Raw genomic sequence first — 20982 nt, 5'->3', positions numbered from 1 at the left:
CACCCGCATGTCCGACCGTCCCGGTCCCACCCCGTCCTCGACCCCGACCAGACGCAGCCTCCTCGTCGGCGGCGCCGCCGCCCTGGCCGCCTTCGCCCTCCCGCCGGCGGCGCCGGCCGGTGCCACCACCCGCACCGGATCGGCCCCCGCCTTCCTGCGTGGCGGGCTCAAGGCCCGGACGCGTGCGCTCGACGCGGGCCGCGTGCGCACGTGGGCCGCCGACACCTGGCGCAGCCTCGTCGCGATGACCGACCCCAGGACCGGCCTGCCTGCCGACAACATCCCGGAAAGCCTTGCCCCAGAGGACCGTTCGGGATACACCTCGCCGACGAACATCGGCGGCTACATGTGGTCCACGATCGCGGCCCGTGAGCTCGGCATCATCGGCCGCGGTGAGGCGTCGGCCCGGCTCATCCGGACGCTCAAGACGCTCGACCGCATGCAGCACCACGAGCCGAGCGGCATGTACTACAACTGGTACGACGAGGCCACCGGCGAGGTGCTGACGACGTGGCCCACGGACGGCAGCCGCGTCTACCCGTTCCTGTCGAGCGTCGACAACGGCTGGCTCGGCGCGGCGCTGCTCGTCGTCCGGAAGCTCGGACGCCGCCGCGGCACCGTGGGCCTCCCGCATCTTCGGCCGGATGCGCTGGGACATGTTCTACGACACGAACGTGGCGCTCAAGCCCGGCCTCATCCACGGCGGGTTCTACGACGCGCCACCGCCGCCCGGGTTCTCCGGCTACACCGGCAACCACATCGGCGTCGGCCCGGACGTCTGGTACACCAACCACCACTACGACACGACGGTCTCCGAGACGCGCATCACCAGCTACCTCGGCATCCTCACCGGGCAGATCCCCGGCGCCCAGTACTACGCCATGTGGCGCACGTTCCCGGCCGGCTGCGACTGGTCCTGGCAGGAGATGCAGCCCGTCGGCGAGCACCGCACCTACCTCGGCGTCGACGTCTACGAGGGCGCGTACACCTACCGCGGCCTGCACGTCGTGCCCGGCTGGGGCGGCAGCATGTTCGAGGAGCTGATGCCCGACGTCTTCGTCCCCGAGGCCGAGTGGGCGCCGAACAGCTGGGGCCGCAACCACCCGCTGCACGTGCGGGCCCAGCGCGAGCACGGCCTCGACGACGCCGGCTACGGCTACTGGGGCTTCAGCCCCTCGAGCGACCCGTTCGGCACCTACCGCGAGTACGGCGTCGACGCCCTCGGGCTCAACCCCGATGGCTACTTCTCCGACCGGGAGAAGACCAACTACGACCCCGGCTTCGGCGACTGCCGCCCCGCCACGAACCCCAACCCGACCTACGGCGACGGCGTCGTCACCCCGCACGCCGCCTTCCTGGCGATGCTGCACGAGCCCGACGAGGCGTTCACCAACCTCGCGAACCTCCAGGCGGACCTCGACGCCTACGGCCGCGGCGGGTTCTTCGACGCGGTCGCGGTGCGCTCCGGGACCGTGGCTCGGCGCTACCTGTCGCTCGACCAGGCGATGGTCATGGGCGTGGCCGGCAACGTGCTCGGACGCGACGTCATCCGCCGGGGCTTCGCGACGCCGGCCGTCGAGCGGCGCCTGCGCCCCGTCATCGGCATCGAGCAGTTCGGCGCCGGGCTCGCCTGACCGCTCGACCCGTCGGGAGCAGCCCACCGGCTCCCGACGCCGTGGCCGCCCGCCCTGCGCGGCCCCCTCACGCGGGCGGCCACGGCCCCACTTCCGCCTCCCCTGCGTCCACCTGCACCATGAAAGGGTTCTACCCGTGCGACCCGAGACGAGCATCTCCGAGGACGGGGTCGTGTACCGCGACCTGAACGGCAACGGCCGGATGGACCCGTACGAGGATCCCCGGCTGCCGGTGGCCGACCGGGTCGAGGACCTGCTCGGCCGGCTGTCGCTGGAGGAGAAGGTCGGCCTGATGTTCCAGACCGTCATCGAGGCCGGCACGGACGGCTCGGTCCTCGAGGCGCCGGGCGCGATCAGCAAGTCGCCGACGTCGCAAGTGGTGCTGGACAAGCACCTGAGCCACTTCAACGTGCACGCGCTGGCCGACCCGCGGATGGCCGCCCGGTGGAGCAACGCGCTGCAGTCGCTCGCGGAGCGCACGCCGCACGGCATCCCGGTGACGATCTCGACCGACCCGCGCCACGCGTTCATCGAGAACGTCGGGGTGTCGTTCTCGGCCGGCGCCTTCTCCCAGTGGCCCGAGCCGCTGGGCCTGGCCGCCCTGCGCGACGCGGACCTGGTGCGCACCTTCGCCGACGTCGCCCGGCAGGAGTACGTCGCCGTGGGCATCCGCGCGGCGCTGCACCCGACGCTGGACCTGGCCACCGAGCCGCGCTGGGCCCGACAGGCCGGCACCTTCGGCCAGGACGCGGACCTCGTCACCGAGCTCGGCGTGGCCTACCTCGAGGGCTTCCAGGGCCAGTCGCTCGGGCCCGGCAGCGTGGCCTGCACGAGCAAGCACTTCCCCGGCGGCGGGCCGCAGAAGGACGGTGAGGACGCCCACTTCCCCTACGGCCGCGAGCAGGTCTACCCCGGCGGCCGGTTCGCCGAGCACCTCAAGCCGTTCCCGCCGGCCATCGCGGCCGGCACGGCCGGGATCATGCCCTACTACGGCATGCCGGTGGGCCTGCGGATCGACGGCGAGCCGATCGAGCCGGTCGGGTTCGGCTACAACCGGCAGATCGTCACCGGGCTGCTGCGCGAGCAGCTGGGCTACGACGGCGTCGTCGTCACCGACTGGGAGCTGGTCAACGACAACCACGTCGGCGACCAGGTGCTCCCGGCCCGGGCCTGGGGCGTCGAGCACCTGGACCCGGCCGGCCGGATGGAGCTCATCCTGCAGGCCGGGGCCGACCAGTTCGGCGGGGAGGAGTGCGTCGAGGTCCTCATCGACCTCGTCAAGGCGGGCCGCGTCACCGAGGACCGCATCGACGTGTCCGCGCGGCGCCTGCTGGCCGTGAAGTTCCGCCTCGGCCTGTTCGAGAACCCCTACGTCGACGAGGACGCGGCCGCCGCGACCGTGGGCCGAGCGGACTTCCGCGAGCTGGGCCGGGCCGTGCAGGCGCGGTCGGTGACCGTGCTGCAGAACGGCGCCCCCGCCGGCGCCCGAGCGGCCGCGTCGAACGTCACGTGCGCCGAGGCGACGCTGCCGCTTCGCCGGGGACTGCGCGTCTACGTCGAGAACCTGTCAGCCGAGGCGGCGAGCCGCCTCGGCAGGGTCGTGGACCGGCCGCAGGACGCCGACGTCGCCGTCGTGCGCGTCACCGCCCCGTTCGAGCCGCGCGCGGACCTGTTCCTCGAGTCGTGGTTCCACCAGGGGTCCCTGGACTTCCCGCCGGGGCTGGTGCACCGGCTCGGCCGGCTCGCCGCCGTGTGCCCACTCGTGCTCGACGTCGTCCTGGACCGGCCGGCCGTGCTGACCCCGCTGCTGCCCGTGGCCACGACCATCGTGGCCAGCTACGGCACGAGCGACGACGCGCTCGTCGACGCCCTGACCGGCCTCGAGGCCCCGCAGGGCAAGCTGCCCTTCGACCTGCCCCGCTCCATGGAGCAGGTCCGCCGGCACGGCGAGGACGTGCCGGGCTACGACGACCCGCTCTTCCCGTTCGGCCACGGCCTCGCCGTCGAGACGGCGGCGGCTCAGCCGAGGTAGCCCTCGACGGTGCGCTCGGAGCGGACCTGAGCCTCCTCCGGGTCCTGGCCGAACTCGCGCCGGGCTCGACGCTGGCGCAGCAGGTCCCAGCACTGGTCCAGCTCGACCTCGATGCTGCCGAGGCGCGCGTGCTCGTCGTCGACGGTGATCTCGCCCTTGCCGAGCGACTCGCGCAGGGCGTGCTCCTCGTCGATGAGCGACTTGATGCGGCTCTGGATGGACACGTCGTCAGCCATGCCACAGTGTCGCACGGGGTGGATGCCCGGGCCCGAGGCTCCCGGCGTGTATCTGCGGCGGTGGGATCGGCACTGATCGGTGTGAGGGTCGCAGACCGGACAGAACCGGACTCGACCCGACGCTCCCAGCTTCGGCGGTTGGCCCGTTGTGGTACGTGAACCGTCACCCAGGGCCCGGTATCGCAGCCCCGCGCACCCGCGAACCGGGCCCTCGAGCGTTGCCCCTCACGTCCGCGCCGACGCGACGACCCTGCCGGTTCCGGTGCGGACCTCGATGGCCTCGATCTGGTCGGGGCTCAGGGCGGTCGCTCCGGTCACCCGGGAGTAGCCGGACGTCGTCGCACGCCAGGACGCCGCGGTCATGGCCTTGCCGTTGCGGTCGATGACGTAGAGCAGCAGCTCGCCCTCCTTCGGCATGTCCTCGCAGTCGATGTCGAGCTGGGTGCCCCAGCCACGGGTCACCAGGGCGACGTCGACCTTGACCGTGGAGCCCGGGGCGGCCGCGGCGACGTAGTGCGCCGTCGGCGGGGTCGAGGTGAGCATCTGCGGACCGAGCCACGCGCCGCCGGCGAAGAGCAGGACGGCGGCGGCTGCTGCCACGGCCGACAGCCAGGCCCGGCGCCGCCGCCGCCGCCGGGAGACCTCCGCCAGAAGGTCGGCCACGCCTTCGCCCCCGACCGGCGGGAGGGCCGCCGCGGGCGTCGCGTCGGCGTCCGCGAGGTGCGGCCCGCCGTCGGGCCCGGCGAGGTCGAGCAGCCGGGGGAGCCCGGACACCTGGCCGAGCTCGGCCTGGCACTCCCGGCACGTGCGTAGGTGCTCGGTGAAGGTGCGGTGGTCGTCGTCGGACAGGCCACCGAGCACGTACGCGCCGAGGAGCACGTGCACGTCGTGCGGCCCGGGGGTCATCGGGTCACTCCCATCTCGTCGAGGATCGCGCGCAGGTTGCGCACGGCGTAGAAGGCGCGCGACTTCACGGTGCCCTCGGGCGCCCCGACGCGGACGGCGGTCTCGGCCACGGAGAGCCGGTCGTAGTAGAGGCATCGGACGATGTCGCGGTGGGCGGGCTGGAGGCGGCCGAGCGCCTCCTCGACGAGCACCTGGTCGAGCGCGTGGTCGAGGGCGGCGTCGTCCTCGGGGACGTCGACGAGCTGGGCCTGCTGCGGGCGGCGGGTCGCGGCGCGGTGCTGGTCGACGATGAGGTGCCGGGCCGTGGTGATGAGGTACGCGCGGAGGTTGTCCGCTTCGGGTGCCTGACGCCAGACGCGCAGGATGACCTCCTGGACGATGTCGTCGACCCGGTTCGCGTCGCTCGTCGCGCGCCACACGACACGCCGCAGCATCGGGCCGTGCTCGCGGTAGATCGCCGCGACGGCGTCGTCGTCGAGCGGCATGCGACGCTCACCTCCTTGCGCGTCCCGGGTCGTGCACCGTGCGACCGTCCCCGAACCGAGGACGACGCGGGTGCGCACCCGGTTCACCGGACCACCCCTGAACCGTCTCACGTCGCCCTAGCGTGGGGCCCATGGACGCCGACGACGCGCTCGAGCCGCTCGACCCGCACCCCCTGACCGGCCGGCTCTTCCCCTCCCCGGTCCCGCCGGGCACGGGCTGGCCCGGCGACCCGGCCGACGCGTCGACGCCGGTGGCGCACACCGCGGCGGAGGTGGTGCGGCTCGCGCGGACGGCGGCGTCCGTGCCCGAGCTCGACGCGCGCGTCAGCGTGTGCCGGGCCTGCCCGCGTCTCGTCCACTGGCGGGAGTCCGTGGCGCGCGCCGGCCGGCGGGCCTCGTTCGCCGACCAGCCGTACTGGGGACGCCCCGGTCCCTCCTTCGGGGACCCGAAGGCCCGCGTGCTCGTCGTCGGTCTGGCCCCAGCGGCCAACGGCACCAACCGCACCGGTCGGATGTTCACCGGCGACCGCTCCGGTGACTGGCTGTACGCCGCGCTGCACCGGGCGGGTTTCGCGAACCAGCCGACGGCGGTGTCGGCCGGGGACGGCCTCGAGCTGACCGGCCTGCGCATCGTGGCCACGGTGCGGTGCGCTCCACCGGCGAACAAGCCGACGACGCAGGAGAAGGCGACGTGCGCGCCGTGGTTCGACCGTGACCTCGAGCTCGCCGAACCCTACGTCGAGTCGCTCCTAGCCCTCGGGTCGATCGGCTGGGACGCAGCGCTCAGGGCCGCCCGACGCCGCGGCTGGGCGGTGCCCAGGCCCAAGCCACGGTTCGGCCACGGTGCCGAGGCGCGACTCGTCACCGCGTCGGGCCGGGTGGTGCGGCTCGTCGGCAGCTACCACGTTAGCCAGCAGAACACCTTCACCGGCAAGCTGACCGAGGCCATGCTCGACGAGGTGCTCGCCAGGCTGTGAGGGGCCCGTCACGCCTACGCTGTCGAGCATGGAGACGATCAGCATCCCGTGCCCGACGAAGGGGTGCGGCGGCACCGTGACGGTGACCGCCGAACCCGTGCACGGCGGGACCGCGTGGCGCGTCGGTCGGCAGGACGGGGAACCTGCGCTGGCCTGCTCCAACGGATGCGCCTCGCCCGCGGACCTCGAGCATCCCGTCCTGCGCGAGCTGCAGGCCGGCTGAGGAGGCCCAGGTGCCGGGTGCCTCCGCGCGAGAGCCCGGCCCATCCCCGACGGCCCACCATCGAGCGCCTGCCGAGCCCAGGCCGTCGGTTAGCGTGGAGACATGTCCGGGCAGCCGTACTGGGAGAGTGCCGTCGAGCGGCAGATCCGCGAGGCGCAGGAGCGGGGCGAGTTCGACAACCTGCCCGGGGCGGGCAAGCCGCTCGACCTGCGCGACTCCGGCGACCCGGACTGGTGGGTCAAGCGGTTCGCCGAGCGCGAGAACCTCGACCTCGGCGGTGCGCTGCCGGGCCCCCTCGCGCTGCGCAAGGAGGCTGCCACCTACCCCGGTGCACTGGCCGACGTGCGTACCGAGCAGCAGGTGCGCGAGATCATCGAGGACTACAACAGGCGGGTGCTCGCCGACCGGCTCCGGCCCGTGGTCGGCAACCTGCCACCGGTGCTGGCGCGGACGCTCGACGTCGACGAGATGGTCGCCGCCTGGCGGGTCCTGCGCGACGAGCGCGAGGAGCAGCTGCGCCGCGCCCGCGCCGAGCGCGAGGCCGCCGCCGCGGCTGCCCGCCCGCCCGCGCGCTCGTGGTGGTCGCGCCTCTTCGGCCACGGCTGAGGCGGCTTCCTCCTCGGCGTCCCCACCTGACGCGGCACCCACCGCGGTTCGGGGCACGAGCAGCGGTTCGGGGCAGGCGCGGGTCGGGTCCGCGCCGCCCGTGCCCCGAACCGCAGCCCCTCGAAGCGGCCGGTCAGCCGGTCGGCCGGTCAGCCGGTCAGCCGGTCGGCCGGTCAGCGGACCGCGGTCGGCAGGGAAGGCGCCCGGTGTGACGCTCAGAGCTGTCGGCTGCTGAGCACGAAGCTGCGGTCGATCTTGAGACGGCCGCCCTCCGGCACCAGCGTGAAGTCGGTCCGCTCGAGGTACGTGCGACCGTCCTTGTAGTCGTAGCGCAGCGTGGCCACGACCGAGGACGGGGGCGACGCGTCGACCGCGCTGGCGCGGACCCGGTCGATCGCTGCCCAGAAGCGCTCGTAGGTCTGGCGACCCCCCGCGGTCGTCGTGCGATAGCGCGGCGTCAGCAGGGCCCAGCCGGCGTCGGTGTCGCCCGGCAGCACGGCGTAGTAGTCCCGGATCGCCCCGGCCAGCTCGGCGGCGGTGGGCGGTCCGGGTGACGCCGTGCTCGCGGACGGACGCGTCGGCGCCGGTCGGGACGTGCTCGGGGTCGTCTTGGGGGTCGTCGTGGGGGTCCGGGCGGTGGACGTCGGCCGAGATGTGGTCCGGGGTGGCGACGTGGCCGGCGTCGAGGACGAGGTGGCCGAGGACGACCCGCCCGGGTTCGGCGCCAACGTGGTCAGCGGGCCCTCGCGCGTGACGAGGACCAGGACGAGGACGAGCGCTGCCAGCACCGCCGCAGCCCCGAGCACCAGCAGCGCCGGTCGCCGGCGCCGACGGTCGGGCGGCTCCCCCGCGAGCTCGCGCGCTGTGTCGGGCGCTGCATCGGGCGGGACGGGCCGGTCATCGGGGTCGGGTGCGACTGGCAGGACGGCGGTGTGGCCCACCGGGGCGTTCTCGGACGCTGGGCCGTCGGCCGCCTCGGCCGCCTCGGCCGCGAAAGCCACGGTGTCGCCCGCGCCGCGGGCGACGGCGGCCAGGGCCGCCGCGGCCTCCGCCATGAGCGGCCGCGCCTCGGGGTCGGCGGCGAGCATGCGGACGAGGACGCGCTCCAGGGGCCCGGCGCGACGCGGAGGGTCGATGCGGCCCGAGGCCACCTGGTGCAGCAGGGCCATCGGGTTGTCGCCCACCCCGAAGGGCGGCGTGCCCTCCACGGCGGCGTACAGGGTGGCCCCCAGCGCGAAGACGTCGGCGGCCGGCGTCGACTCCTCGCCCCGTGCGACCTCGGGCGCGAGGTAGGCCGGCGTGCCGGTCAGCAGCCCGCTCACCGTGAGCGAGGCGTCGCCACGGCCGCGGGAGATCCCGAAGTCCGTGAGCAACGGCGTCCCGGTCGTTGTCAGCAGGATGTTGCCCGGTTTGACGTCGCGGTGCACGATGCCGGCCTCGTGGGCCGACGCGAGGGCTCCGGCGATCCCGGCACCGATGCGGGCCGCTTCGCGCGGATCGAGCGTGCCTTCGGCCGCGAGGACCTCGTGCAGGCTGCGGGAGGGCAGGTACTGCATGACGAGGCAAGGCGCACCGTCTGCGTCCACCACGTCGTAGACCGGCACCGCGTTCGGGTGGTGCAGGCGCGCCGTGATCCGCGCCTCCCGCATCGCACGCTCGCGGGCAAGGTCGGCCTCGTCCTGGGGGAGGCCGACCGGCGCATGCAGCCGCTTCAGGGCGACCGCCCGGCTCAGCCGCTCGTCCCAGGCGAGCCACACCTGGCCCATGCCTCCGGACCCGAGTTGGTCGAGCAGGCGGTAGCGCCCCGCGACGACGTCTCGTTCCTGGCTCACTGCTGGAGTCCCTCTCGTCGGCCAGAGGAGTCCTACCCCGCCCGGCCGCGTCGCACACGCGTCCGGGCGTCCGCGGCCGCCGGTTCAGTCCTCGTGGTGCCCGACGAGCGGCACGAGGTCCGCGACTGAGTCGACGACGCGGCTCGGCCGGTACGGGAACCGCTCGATCTGGTGCTTCTGCGTCGACCCGGTGAGCACGAGCACCGTGCGCAGGCCGGCCTCGAGGCCGCTGATGATGTCGGTGTCCATGCGGTCACCGACCATGACGGTCGTCTCGCTGTGTGCCTCGATGCGGTTGAGCGCGCTGCGCATCATGAGTGGGTTCGGCTTGCCGACGTAGTACGGCTGGCGCCCGGTGGCCGTCGAGATGAGTGCCGCCACCGACCCCGTGGCCGGCAGCTTGCCCAGGGCGCTGGGGCCGCTCGGGTCGGGGTTGGTCGCGATGAACCGGGCGCCGTTGTCGATGAGCCGGATGGCCCGCGTGATCGCCTCGAACGAGTACGTGCGGGTCTCGCCGAGCACGACGTAGTCGGGGTCGCGCTCGGTCATGACGAACCCGATGTCGTGCATCGCGGTGAGGAGCCCGGCCTCGCCGACGACGTAGGCGCTCCCGCCGCCGCGCTGGTCGGCGAGGAACTGCGCCGTGGCGAGCGCCGACGTCCAGATCGCCTGCTCGGGAACGCGGATCCCGCTGAGTCGCAGGCGTGCCGCAAGGTCGCGCGGGGTGAAGATCGAGTTGTTCGTCAGGACGAGGAACCGCTTGCCCGATGCCTCGAGGGCGGCGATGAACTCGGCCGCTCCGGGGATGGCGTCCTCCTCGTGGACGAGGACGCCGTCCATGTCGGTGAGCCAGCTGTCGACGGGCCGGTGATCGGTCATGGGCCCATTGTGGTGGCTGGTGCCCTGGGGCCCCGGGGACGCGCTCAGGACGCGGACGCGGCAGCCGCGGCACCCCGGGCGATGACGAGGTCGACGCGGTCGGCGTCGAGGACGTGCTGGATGACCATCGTCGCGGCCCCGATGACCGCGGCCTGGACCCCGGTCGAGGCGACGACGATCTGGAGGCCGCCCGTCGCGAGCGGCAGCGACCGCCCGTAGACGACCTCGCGGACCCCGGCGACGAGGCTCTCACCGGCCTGGACGAGGGAGCCGCCGATGACGATGACCTCGGGGTTGAGGAGGCTGACGCACGTGGCTAGCACCTCCCCGATGGTGCGCCCGGCCTGGCGCACCGCGTGGGCCGTGGGCACGTTGCCGCCCCGGACGAGCTCGACGATGTCGGCGTTGCTCTCCGCTGCGATGTCGAGCTGCCTGAGCGACCTCGTGATCGCGGGCCCGCTCGCCACGGCCTCGAGGCACCCGGTGTTGCCGCAGGAGCAGAGCACGTCCGGTGCGTGGGGCGCAGCGACGTGTCCCAGGTCGCCCGCGGCCCCGACGGCGCCGCGGTGGAGCCGGCCGCCGCTGATGATGCCCGCGCCGATGCCGGTGGCGACCTTGACGAAGAGGAGGTGCTCGACGCCGGGATGGGCCGTGGCGTGCTCGCCGAGAGCCATGATGTTGACGTCGTTGTCGACGAGGACAGGCACGTCGAAGGACTGGCGCACGCGGGCGGGCACGTCGTAGCCGTCCCAGCCCGGCATGATCGGTGGGCGCATCGGCCGGCCGGTGGAGTGCTCGACGGGCCCCGGCAGCCCGATGCCGATGCCGATGAGGTCGGACGCGTCACGGCCGGTGCCCTCGAGGAGGCGCTGGGTGGCGTCGACGAGCCAGTCGAGGACGGCCTCCGGCCCGTCCGTGATGTCGAGGGGTTCGGCGATCTCGCGAATCGGCTTGCCGCTCAGGTCGGTCAGGGCGACACGACCGTGGGTGGCGCCGACGTCCGCACCGATGACGATGCGCGCCTCGGGGTTGAACGCGAAGCGCACCGGGGGACGCCCGCCGGTGCTCGCCGCCTCGCCGCTGGGAGCGAGCAGGCCGGTGGCGAGGAGGGCGTCGACGCGGGCGCCCACGGTGGAGCGGGCCAGGCCCGTCAGCTTGGCCAGCTCGGCGCGGGTGCGGGGCGTCTCGTCGCGGAGCAGCTGGAGCAGCTCGCCCGCGCCGCTGGCGCCGAGGGCGTGGGGCGACGACGACTCCGGATGGCGCACCCTTGAAGTCAAGCACATGCAGCTTTGACGCGCCATGTGCGCGGCTTTCGCGTCTCACGCCAGAAACTTTTGCTTGACCGGCCGACAAAAGTGGTCCACGGTGTGCCCATGGAATCTCGACGGCGAGATGGAGCCGACGCCCCGCTGCTGCGGATGACCGGCGTCGTCAAGCGTTTTCCCGGGGTCGTCGCCCTGGGCGGCGTCGACCTCGACGTGCGACCGGGCGAGGTGCACTGCCTCCTCGGCCAGAACGGCGCCGGCAAGAGCACCCTCATCAAGGTGCTGGCCGGCGTCCACGAGCCCGACGAGGGCGGCATCGAGTGGGACGGCACGCCGGTGACCCTCCACCACCCCCAGGCCGCGATGGACCTCGGCATCGCGACGATGTACCAGGAGCTCGACCTCGTCGAGGGCCTCACCGTCGCCGAGAACATCTACCTCGGGCACGAGCCGACGCGCCTCGGGTTCTCCCAGCGCAGCACCGCTCGGCGCGGCGCCGCCCGCCTGCTCGCCCGCCTCGGTCACCGCGAGATCTCGCCGTCGGCCGAGGTCGGCACGCTCTCGGCCGCCTCGTGCCAGATCGTCAGCATGGCCCGCGCGCTGTCCCGCGACGCCCGCCTCATCATCATGGACGAGCCGTCCGCCGTGCTCGACGCCGGCGAGGTCGACCAGCTGTTCGCCGTCATCCGCGAGGTCACCGCGCAAGGCGTCGCCGTCGTCTACATCTCCCACCGGCTCGAGGAGATCCGCGAGATCGGTGACCGGGTCACGGTCCTCAAGGACGGCCGCACCGTGGCCACCGGGCTCGACGCCGAGGAGACCGGCACGCAGGAGCTGATCCGGCTCATGACCGGCCGCTCCATCGAGTACGTCTTCCCGGACAAGCCGGCCGTGCCCGAGGCCGAGCCCGTGCTCCGCGTCGAGGGCCTCTCGCGCACAGGCGAGTTCACCGACGTGACCTTCGACGTCCGGCCGGGTGAGGTCGTCGGCCTCGCCGGGCTGGTGGGGTCGGGCCGGTCCGAGATCGTCGAGACGATCTTCGGGGCGCGCCGTGCCACCGGGGGCCGCGTCCTCGTCGACGGCCGGCCGGTGCGTCCCGGCTCGGTCGCCGCCGCCGTCCGCGCCGGCATCGGACTGTGCCCCGAGGAGCGCAAGAGCCAGGCACTCGTCCTCGGCGCGTCGCTCGCCGCGAACATCAGCCTCGCCACCCTCGCGCGCTTCTCCCGCGGTGGGCTGCTCGACGGCGACGCCGAGGTGGCGGCCGCCGAGGAGCTCATGGAGTCGCTCGACGTCCGGCCGCGCGGCGTGCACCGCGAGTCGCGGACCCTGTCGGGTGGCAACCAGCAGAAGGTCGTGCTCGCGCGCTGGCTGCTCCGCGGCTGCCGCGTCCTGCTCCTCGACGAGCCCACCCGTGGTGTCGATGTCGGCGCCCGGTCCGAGATCTATGCCCTCGTGCGCCGGCTCACCGACGAGGGCGTGGCCGTCGTCGTCGTCTCGAGCGAGATCCCCGAGGTGCTCGGGCTGTCCAACCGGGTGCTGGTCCTCGCCGACCGCACCGTCCGACACGAGGGTCCGGCCGACGAGCTCGACGAGCACGCCGTCCTCGACATCATCCTGAAGGGAGACGCGGCATGAGCGCCGACGTCACGAAGGTCGACCAGACGCCGGGAACCGTGGGGGCGGGGGACGACGGCGAGCAGCAGGAAGCCAAGGGTGGCCCGGCCGTCGGCGGTGCCGCGGCCCGGCCGCCTGGAGGCCTCACCGGCTTCCTGTCCGGGCCCGCCGGCCGCAGCGCGGGCCTCGTCCTCGCGCTCCTGCTGCTCGTCGTCGTCGGGATCCTCACCGGCGGTGACCGCTTCGCCAGCCCCGACAACGCGTTGACGATCCTGCGCCTCGGGTCGGTCATCGGCGTCGTCAGCGTCGGCATGACCTTCGTCATCTCGGGTGGCGGCATCGACCTGTCGGTGGGGGCCATCGTCGCGCTCTCGTCGGTGTGGGCGACGACGGTCGCCACCCAGGCGATGGCGGCCGACGTCCACTGGGTCGTCATGGTCTTCGCGGCCGTCGCGGTCGGCGCCGGCTGCGGCCTCGTCAACGGGGTGCTCGTCGCCTACGGACGCATAGCGCCGTTCATCGTCACCCTGGCGATGCTGGCCGCGGCGCGCGGCCTCGCCGAGATCATCGCCAAGCGCCGCACCCAGATCGTCCGCGAGCGCGGCTTCATCGAGTTCTTCGGCGGCAGCGTGCTCGGCGTCCCGGTCCTCGTCATCCTGTTCGCGATCGTCGCCGTCATCGGCTGGGTCCTGCTCAACCGCACCACCTTCGGGCGCCGCACCCTGGCCATCGGCGGCAACGCCGAGGCGGCCCGGCTCGCGGGCATCCGCGTCCAGCGGCAGACCATGTACCTCTACGTCCTGCTCGGCGTCGCCTGCGGCATCGCGGCCGTCATGATCATGGCCCGCACGACCACCGGCACCTCGACCCACGGCCAGCTCTACGAGCTCGACGCCATCGCCGCGGTCGTCATCGGCGGCACGCTCCTGTCGGGCGGGCGCGGCACCGTGGTGGGCACCGTCCTCGGCGTCCTCATCTTCACGACGCTGACCAACGTCTTCACCCTCAACAACCTCGACACCTCGACGCAGGCGGTGGCCAAGGGAGCCATCATCGTGGCCGCCGTCCTGCTCCAGCAGCGGGTCTCCCGCACGAGGTCGACCTAGCCCGGACCGGGGCACCCCCGCGCCCGCTCTCGCCGGCCGGCACGGACGGGACCGTCCTGCAGGGGAACCCAGCACCACCGACCTCGGGTCACCGGGTCGCACGGCAACTCACACCCTCAACACCGCTCACATAGGAGTCAGCGTGTCTGCATCACTTCGTCACACCCAGCGCGTCGCCGTCGTGGCGATCGCCATGAGCGCCGCCCTCGTCGCAGCCGGCTGCACGAGCAACGACCCGGCCACGACGCCGGCGGCCTCGACCCAGCAGGCCGCCGGCAACGCCGCGAGCGACAACGACGCCCCGGGCAAGAAGGTCACCATCGGCTTCTCCGGTCCGGCGGCCGACCACGGCTGGCTCGGTGCGATCAACAGCGCCGCGCAGGCCGAGGCCAAGAAGCACGGAGACGTCGAGCTCAAGGTCGCCGAGGGCACCAACGACGCGTCTCTGCAGATCAGCCAGATCGAGACCTTCATCAACGACAAGGTCGATGCCATCGTCCTGCTCCCGACCGACGGCGCGGCCCTCACCGAGGTGGCGACCAAGGCGATGAACGCGGGCATCCCGGTCATCAACGTCGACCGCGAGTTCTCCAGCCCGTTCGCGGCCCGCGCGACGGTCCTCGGCGACAACTACGGCATGGGCGTCTCGGCCGGCACGTACGCGTGCACGCTCGTCAAGGACAAGAACCTGTCCAACCCGGTCATCGCCGAGATCGCCGGCATCGACTCGCTGCCGCTGACACAGGACCGGAGCAAGGGCTTCGCCGACGCGCTCAAGGCGTGCGGCCAGACGGTCGACAACCGGGTCGCCGCCGAGTTCACCGTCGAGTCCGGCGAGAAGCAGATGTCCAACCTGCTCCAGGCCGCACCGAAGATCGACATCCTCTGGAACCACGACGACGACCAGGGCGTCGGCGTCATGGCCGCCCTCGACCAGGCCAACCGCCACGAGATGGCCTTCATCGGCGGCGCCGGCTCGGCCAACGCGATGCGCTGGATCCAGGAGGGCAAGATGGAGGCCACCGTCCTCTACCCGCCGACCCAGGCGGCCGACGGCATCAAGCTCGCGCGTCTCATCGCGCAGGGCAAGGGCATCAGCGACCTCGTCCAGGTCGAGGTGCCGCGACGCATCGTCCTCAACGCCCCCGTGGTGACGAAGGCGAACGTCGAGCAGTACCTCCCGCTCGGCTTCGAGTCCTGACCGTACGGGGCCCGCGCCGCGCCGACCGGTGCGGCGCGGGCGCCCCACACCGCCAACGCCCGAGATGAGGACGTCATGACGACCGCACCAAAGCCCACCCTCGGGGTGGGGATGATCGGCTACGCCTTCATGGGCCGGGCCCACTCGCAGGCCTGGCGCAACGCCCGCAGCTACTTCGACGTGCCGGTCGACCCGCGCCTCGTCGCCGTGGCGGGGCGCAACGCCGCGGCCGCCAAGAACACCGCGGACCGCTTCGGCTGGGGCGAGGTCGAGACGGACTGGCGGCGCCTGCTCGACCGTGACGACATCCACGTCATCGACATCTGCACCCCCGGCGACACCCACGCCGAGATCGCCGTCGCGGCGCTCGAGGCCGGCAAGCACGTCCTGTGCGAGAAGCCGCTGGCCAACAGCGTCGGCGAGGCCGAGGTCATGGCCACGGCCGCCGAGGCGGCCCGCGCCCGGGGCGTCCGCTCGATGGTCGGGTTCACCTACCGGCGTGTCCCGGCCGTCGCGTACGCGCGGCAGCTCGTCGCCGAGGGGCGCATCGGGCGCGTGCTGCACGTCCGGGGCGCCTACCTGCAGGACTGGCTCACCGACCCCGAGTCACCGCTGACGTGGCGCCTCCAGAAGGACCGCGCCGGGTCCGGCGCCCTCGGCGACATCGGGGCCCACATCGTCGACCTCGCCCAGCACGTGACGGGGGAGACCCTGACGGGGGTGTCGGCACTGACCGAGACCTTCGTGCGCGAGCGGCCGGTCTGCGACCCCTCGCTCGTCGCCACGAACGGCATCAGCGGCACCGCCGGCGCGAACGGCTCGGCCACCCGTGGTCCGGTCACCGTCGACGACGCCGCCGTCCTCGTGTCGCGTCTGAGCGGCGGAGGGCTCGCCACCTTCGAGGCGACCCGGTTCGCCACCGGGCGCAAGAACGCGATCCGCCTGGAGGTCAACGGGACCCAGGGATCGATCGCGTTCGACTTCGAGGACATGAACGTGCTGCACGTCTTCGACAACGGCAGCCGGTCGCGCGACGCCGGGTTCACCCGCGTGCTCGTCACCGAGGCCGACCACCCGTGGGTGGCCGCGTGGTGGCCGCCCGGGCACGTGCTCGGCTACGAGCACGGCTTCACCCACCAGGCGGTGGACTTCCTCACCGCCGTCGCCGCGGGCGCCGACCCGCGGCCCTCGTTCACCGACGGGCTCCAGGTGCAGCGGATCCTGTCGGCCGTCGAGACCAGTGCGGAGCGGGAGGGGTCCTGGACCCCGATCGTCGGGGCCCGCACGGCGTCTCCCCTTCCCTCCTGACCGTGGGGGTCATCGCGTCCGCCGTCCTGAAAGGAGATCCGGCTCGACCCCCGCACCACCGTCTCTGTCACACCCGAAGGAGCATCCTCACATGCACGACAACGACGTCAAGCCGCTGAAGCTCGCCAAGGGCCTCGGCCTCAACCGACGCCAGTTCATGGCGGCCTCGACCGGGATGGCGGCCGCGGCCGCCCTCACGGCGGCCTCGGCCGGCACCGCCACCGCGGCACCCGGCGCCAACGGCGTGGTGGTGCCACCCGGCAAGCGCGGCATCATCCTCTACACCGTCCGTGACGCCATCTCGCGCGACCCGGCCACGAGCCCCTTCGCCTCCGGCTTCAAGGCGGTCTTCGAGGAGCTCGGGCGCATCGGTTACAAGCAGGTCGAGTTCGCCGGCTTCAACCAGCACGCGAACGCCCCCGGCGGCAACGTCAACAACGTCGCCGGTGCCCAGCTGCTGCGCACGTGGCTCGACGACAACGGCCTCGAGGCCGAGGGCAACCACGGCACCATCCCGTCGGTCGTCAACGACGCGACGCTCGCCCAGTTCGACGCCGCCTGCGAGGTCGCGAACATCCTCGGCATGCAGCACATCGGCACCGGCTCGGACCCGACCGGCTCCGCCTACGTCGCCGACTGGGCCGCCGCTGCCGAGCGGTGGAACGTCCTCGGTCGTCGTGCGGCCTCGCACGGCCTCAAGCTGTACACGCACAACCACGACATCGCGTACAGCTTCCTGCTCGACAGCGGCCCGCTCGACGCCCTGGGCCGTCCGACCCGCTCGTCGGGCATCCGCCGGCTCGAGTACTTCCTGGCCAACACCGACCCGGAGTACGTCTACCTCGAGATGGACATCTACTGGGCGCACGTGGCCAAGTTCAAGCACACGGCCTACACGGCGCCCGACGGCACGGCGGTCGCCTCGGTCTTCAACCCGCTCGGCGTCGTCCAGGCCCAGCCGATCCGCTTCCCGCTGTTCCACGCCAAGGACGGCGACTCGCGGCCCGACCTGGCCAACGGCTACGAGATGGTCCCCTTCGGCACGGGTGACATCGACTACACGACGTTCCTCAGCTCGACCGGTGCCAAGGGTTACCACAACCCGATGTACGAGCAGGACACCGCTCCCGGCGGCGCGGCCAACCCGGGCCAGTCGCTGGAGTTCGCGCGGATCAGCTACGAGAACATGGCCGCCCTCCGCGGCTGAGGCCCCGGCGCGTCGGAACAGCAGTACGCCGACCCCCGGGGAGTGCATGGCCGTTGCAGCGGCGCGCTCCCCGGGGACCGGCTTCGCCCGTCTCTGTCAAGAAGGACGTACCGATGAATGCTACAAGTCGTTCCAGAGGCCGGAGGGCGGTTGCGGCAACTGCCGCGGCCGTCCTGGCCCTCACCACCCTCGGCGGGGTGCTCGCGTCCCCGGCGCTCGCCCACGACGGCGTCGACCACGGCGACGACCCCGCCCTCGACTGGTCCAACTACGAGAAGATCACGCTCACCAAGGACACCGGCGAGCCGATCGACCTCGCCGTCCTGCCCGACCGTCGCGTGCTCACCACCGCCCGCAACGGCGACGTGCGCCTCGTCGACCCCGACACCGGCGTCACCAAGGTCGTCAACTCCGTGCCGGTCTACAACAACTCCGAGGACGGCCTGCAGACCGTCACCCTGGACCCCGACTTCGCGACGAACAAGTGGGTCTACCTCTACTACGCGCCCAAGACGATGACGGCGCCGTACGTCACGAGCACCCCGACGGGCTCGGCCCCGAACACCCTGCCCGCCGGGGCCGACGCGTCGTACTGGGACCAGTGGAAGGGCTACAACCAGCTCAGCCGCTTCAAGTGGGACGACGCCGCCGACAAGCTCGACCTCTCGAGCGAGCAGGTCATCCTCAAGGTCGAGACGAACCGCGGGCAGTGCTGCCACGTCGCCGGTGACGTCGACTTCGACGGCGACGGCAACCTCTACCTCTCGACCGGTGACAACACCCCGGCCAGCACGCCGGGCGCCAACGGCATGGCACCGAACAACGACGCGCCGGGCATGAACCCCGGCTTCGACTCGCGTCGTGGGGCGGGCAACACCAACGACCTGCGCGGCAAGATCCTGCGCGTCCACGTCGAGGACGACGGCAGCTACACGATCCCGGCCGGCAACCTCTTCCCGCCCGGCACGGCCAAGACGCGCCCGGAGATCTTCGTCATGGGCGTGCGCAACCCGTTCCGCATGGACGTCGACCCGGGCACGAACTCGGTGACGTGGGGCGACTACGGCCCCGACGCCGGCGCGGCCGACCCGCAGCGCGGCCCGATGGGCTACGTCGAGTGGATGACGACGGCGATCGACCGGCCGGTCAACGGCGGCTGGCCGTACTGCCACGGCCCGAACGCCAACTACAACGAGTGGAACTTCGCGACGGCCACGCCCGGCCCGTGGTTCGACTGCAACGCCGGCGCGCAGAACAACTCACGCTGGAACACCGGCCTGCCCCAGGTGCCGCCGGCCACGACGGCCACGCTCTACTACGGCGACCGGTCCACCGACCAGCCGTGGCCCGAGCTGACCGACTTCGACCCGCAGGGCGGCCAGGGCCCGATGGGCGGCCCCGTCTACCACTACGACGCCGACAACCCGTCGACGACGAAGTTCCCGGCGTACTGGGACAAGAAGGCGTTCTTCGCCGAGTTCTCCCAGGACTACCTCGCGGCCTTCACGGTGCAGTGGCCGAACGGCCCGGTCGACCACATCGAGCAGGTCCTGCCCAACAAGGCCCTCGAGACGAACGGCCAGCCGATCACCGACAGCCCGATCGACGTCGAGTTCGGCCCGGACGGGTCGCTCTACGTCCTCGACTACGGTGACGGCTTCTTCCGGGCCAACCCCGACGCCGGCCTCTACCGGATCGACTACAGCCCGGGCAACAAGGCGCCGCAGGCGAAGATCGCGGCCAGCCCGGTGAGCAGCAGCAACGCCCCGCTCACCGTGCAGTTCGACGCCTCGGCGTCGAAGGACCCGGAGGGCGGCGCGCTCACCTACCAGTGGGACTTCGACGGCAACGGCACGTTCGACGCCACCGGTGCCACCGCGTCCTACACCTACACCGAGCTCGGCAGGTACACGGCTCGTCTGCGCGTCACCGACCCGCAGGGCCGCAGCGGCCTGACGAGCACGTCGATCTCGGTCGGCAACGTCGCACCGACCGTGACCATCAAGACGCCCCCGAACGGCGCCTTCTTCGACTGGGGCCAGGCCGTGCCGTTCGACGTCACGACCTCCGACCCCGAGGACGGCACCGCCACGGTGTGCTCGCGCGTCACGTGGACCTTCGGTCTCGGGCACGACGCGCACGCCCACCCGCTGAGCCAGGGCACGGGCTGCCAGTTCGCGATCCCGACCCCGGCGGACGCGACCGAGCACGGCGAGACCGAGAACATCTTCGGCGTCGTCGTCATCACCTACACCGACAACGGTCACGCCGGCGTCCCTGCCGCGACCACGACCGAGCAGCTGGTCCTCAACCCGAAGAAGCAGGAGGCCGAGTGGGCCGACCTGGCCCAGGGCGTCGAGATCGTCGGCGACACGACGGCGAGCGGCCTGCGCAAGGTCACCTCGCTCGACGCCGGTGACCACCTCGGCTGGGACCCGGCCAACCTCGTCGGCATCACCGGCATCACGGCCCGCGCGTCGGGCCAGGGGACGCTGTCGCTGCGCTGGAACTCGCCGACGGCGACACCGTTCGGGACGGTCGCGGTGGACAGCACCGGCTGGTCCGACACGGCGGCGGTCCTGTCGTCGAAGCCGGCCGGCACCGGCCGCCTCTTCGTCACCTCGACGGGCGGGGTCGTGCTCGACGCCCTATCGATCGTCGGCGACGGGGTGGCGGACAAGACGCCGCCGACCGTCTCGGCGACGCTCAGCCCGGCGACGCCGAACGGCGCGAACGGCTGGTGGACGAGCAACGTCACCGTGACGGTCACCGCGACCGACAACGGCACCGTCGCCTCCCGCCAGCGCTCCACCGACGGTGGGGCGACGTGGGTCAACGCCAACACCGCGCTCACAGTCTCGACCGAGGGCACGACGACGGTGCTCTACCGGGCCACCGACAACGGCGGCAACGTCTCCGAGGTCGGCTCCGTCACGGTGAAGCTCGACAAGACGCAGCCCACCGTGGCGGTCTCCGGGGTCACCGACGGCGCGTCCGTCGGCAACTCGACGGACGTCAGGTGGACGGCGACCGACGCCACGAGCGGCATCGACACCGTCACGGCCACGGTCGACGGGACCACGGTCGCGGCCGACCAGCCGCTGGCCCTGTGGCGCCTGCCGCTCGGCAGCCACACCCTCGTCGTCACGGCCAAGGACAAGGCGGGCCTCGTCCGCACGACCACGACGACGTTCACCACGACGACGTCGCTGGCCGAGCTGACCGCCCTCACCGAGCGCCTGGCCCGCGAGGGACTCGTGACGAAGGTCGGTGAGCCGCTCCTGGAGAAGCGTCTCGAGCAGGCCGCCCGGCACGTGGCGGGTGGCCGCCCGGCCGCGGCCATCTCGCAGCTGCAGGAGTTCGTCGCCCTCGCCGGCCAGCCGGCGAACGTGTCGGACGCCGCGGCACGGGGTGCGCTCCAGCGCGACGGCAACGCCGTCATCGCCTCGCTGAGGTGACGACCCGGTGACC

The 20982-nt window shown here is 72.7% G+C and carries 17 protein-coding genes and 1 pseudogene; 12 read left to right on the top strand and 6 right to left on the bottom strand.

All coding sequences use genetic code 11. The annotated features are described in order from the left end of the window. Positions 1-7: 7 nt before the first annotated feature. The 3 genes and pseudogenes from AC1VM9_RS07220 to AC1VM9_RS07210 form a co-directional block, all read left to right on the top strand. A pseudogene (locus tag AC1VM9_RS07220) lies at positions 8-532 on the top strand (DUF3131 domain-containing protein); the annotation flags it as partial. 112 nt (positions 533-644) lie between these two features. Then, positions 645-1634 carry a glucoamylase family protein gene (locus AC1VM9_RS07215; RefSeq protein ID WP_483122046.1) on the top strand — a complete coding sequence of 330 codons (990 nt, stop codon included), beginning with the start codon at positions 645-647 and terminating at the stop codon, positions 1632-1634. 136 nt (positions 1635-1770) lie between these two features. After that, positions 1771-3666: a glycoside hydrolase family 3 protein gene (locus AC1VM9_RS07210; RefSeq protein ID WP_483122043.1), complete on the top strand. Its 1896-nt coding sequence runs from the start codon at positions 1771-1773 to the stop codon at positions 3664-3666. Here the strand turns inward: AC1VM9_RS07210 and AC1VM9_RS07205 are convergent. From AC1VM9_RS07205 to AC1VM9_RS07195, 3 genes are all read right to left on the bottom strand, one after another. Beyond that, positions 3654-3902, bottom strand: coding sequence for a DUF2630 family protein (locus AC1VM9_RS07205; RefSeq protein WP_481342401.1), 249 nt, complete (start codon positions 3900-3902; stop codon positions 3654-3656). The genes AC1VM9_RS07210 and AC1VM9_RS07205 overlap by 13 nt on opposite strands. A 225-nt stretch (positions 3903-4127) precedes the next feature. Next, entirely contained in the window at positions 4128-4808 is a 681-nt protein-coding gene (locus tag AC1VM9_RS07200; protein ID WP_483122041.1) for a zf-HC2 domain-containing protein, read from the bottom strand. Next, positions 4805-5293: a sigma-70 family RNA polymerase sigma factor gene (locus AC1VM9_RS07195; RefSeq protein WP_481345420.1), complete on the bottom strand. Its 489-nt coding sequence runs from the start codon at positions 5291-5293 to the stop codon at positions 4805-4807. Before AC1VM9_RS07195 ends, AC1VM9_RS07200 begins: the two co-directional genes overlap by 4 nt. Positions 5294-5424: 131 nt before the next feature. On the opposite strand from AC1VM9_RS07195, the gene AC1VM9_RS07190 reads away from it, so the two are divergent. The 3 genes from AC1VM9_RS07190 to AC1VM9_RS07180 all read left to right on the top strand — a co-directional run bounded on the left by AC1VM9_RS07190 (position 5425) and on the right by AC1VM9_RS07180 (position 7099). Beyond that, complete coding sequence (locus tag AC1VM9_RS07190; RefSeq protein ID WP_483122039.1) at positions 5425-6270, top strand: uracil-DNA glycosylase; 846 nt, start codon at positions 5425-5427, stop codon at positions 6268-6270. Positions 6271-6298: 28 nt separating this feature from the next. Continuing rightward, the gene (locus AC1VM9_RS07185) at positions 6299-6493 is read left to right on the top strand and encodes a hypothetical protein (protein ID WP_481343266.1); all 195 of its coding nucleotides are present in this window, start codon (positions 6299-6301) and stop codon (positions 6491-6493) included. A gap of 102 nt (positions 6494-6595) precedes the next feature. Then, a complete protein-coding gene (locus tag AC1VM9_RS07180) occupies positions 6596-7099 on the top strand; it encodes a DnaJ family domain-containing protein (RefSeq protein WP_481343267.1) in 504 nt (167 codons plus the stop codon). A gap of 215 nt (positions 7100-7314) precedes the next feature. Here AC1VM9_RS07180 and AC1VM9_RS07175 read toward each other — a convergent pair whose 3' ends face one another. The 3 genes from AC1VM9_RS07175 to AC1VM9_RS07165 form a co-directional block, all read right to left on the bottom strand. Continuing rightward, complete coding sequence (locus tag AC1VM9_RS07175; RefSeq protein ID WP_483122037.1) at positions 7315-8931, bottom strand: serine/threonine-protein kinase; 1617 nt, start codon at positions 8929-8931, stop codon at positions 7315-7317. Positions 8932-9015: 84 nt separating this feature from the next. Continuing rightward, positions 9016-9810 carry an HAD-IIA family hydrolase gene (locus AC1VM9_RS07170; protein ID WP_481343269.1) on the bottom strand — a complete coding sequence of 265 codons (795 nt, stop codon included), beginning with the start codon at positions 9808-9810 and terminating at the stop codon, positions 9016-9018. Positions 9811-9854: 44 nt separating this feature from the next. Further along, a complete protein-coding gene (locus AC1VM9_RS07165; protein WP_481343274.1) occupies positions 9855-11093 on the bottom strand; it encodes an ROK family transcriptional regulator in 1239 nt (412 codons plus the stop codon). Positions 11094-11183: 90 nt separating this feature from the next. Between AC1VM9_RS07165 and AC1VM9_RS07160 the strand changes: the two genes are divergently transcribed. The 6 genes from AC1VM9_RS07160 to AC1VM9_RS07135 all read left to right on the top strand — a co-directional run bounded on the left by AC1VM9_RS07160 (position 11184) and on the right by AC1VM9_RS07135 (position 20969). Then, positions 11184-12710, top strand: coding sequence for a sugar ABC transporter ATP-binding protein (locus AC1VM9_RS07160; protein WP_483122034.1), 1527 nt, complete (start codon positions 11184-11186; stop codon positions 12708-12710). Next, positions 12707-13795, top strand: a complete 1089-nt coding sequence (locus tag AC1VM9_RS07155; RefSeq protein WP_483122032.1) for an ABC transporter permease — start codon at positions 12707-12709, stop codon at positions 13793-13795. The genes AC1VM9_RS07160 and AC1VM9_RS07155 overlap by 4 nt, the downstream gene beginning before the upstream one ends. A gap of 142 nt (positions 13796-13937) precedes the next feature. Next, a complete protein-coding gene (locus tag AC1VM9_RS07150; protein WP_481343272.1) occupies positions 13938-14996 on the top strand; it encodes a substrate-binding domain-containing protein in 1059 nt (352 codons plus the stop codon). A 75-nt stretch (positions 14997-15071) separates the two neighbouring features. Continuing rightward, positions 15072-16304 carry a Gfo/Idh/MocA family protein gene (locus tag AC1VM9_RS07145; RefSeq protein WP_483122029.1) on the top strand — a complete coding sequence of 411 codons (1233 nt, stop codon included), beginning with the start codon at positions 15072-15074 and terminating at the stop codon, positions 16302-16304. A gap of 91 nt (positions 16305-16395) precedes the next feature. Next, positions 16396-17511 carry a sugar phosphate isomerase/epimerase family protein gene (locus tag AC1VM9_RS07140; RefSeq protein WP_481345413.1) on the top strand — a complete coding sequence of 372 codons (1116 nt, stop codon included), beginning with the start codon at positions 16396-16398 and terminating at the stop codon, positions 17509-17511. A gap of 197 nt (positions 17512-17708) precedes the next feature. Then, a complete protein-coding gene (locus AC1VM9_RS07135) occupies positions 17709-20969 on the top strand; it encodes a PQQ-dependent sugar dehydrogenase (protein ID WP_483122026.1) in 3261 nt (1086 codons plus the stop codon). The last annotated feature ends 13 nt before the right edge of the window (positions 20970-20982 follow it).

It is taken from the genome of Monashia sp. HAY1-11D, assembly GCF_056868035.1.
This window is presented reverse-complemented; position numbering and strand designations above follow the sequence as displayed.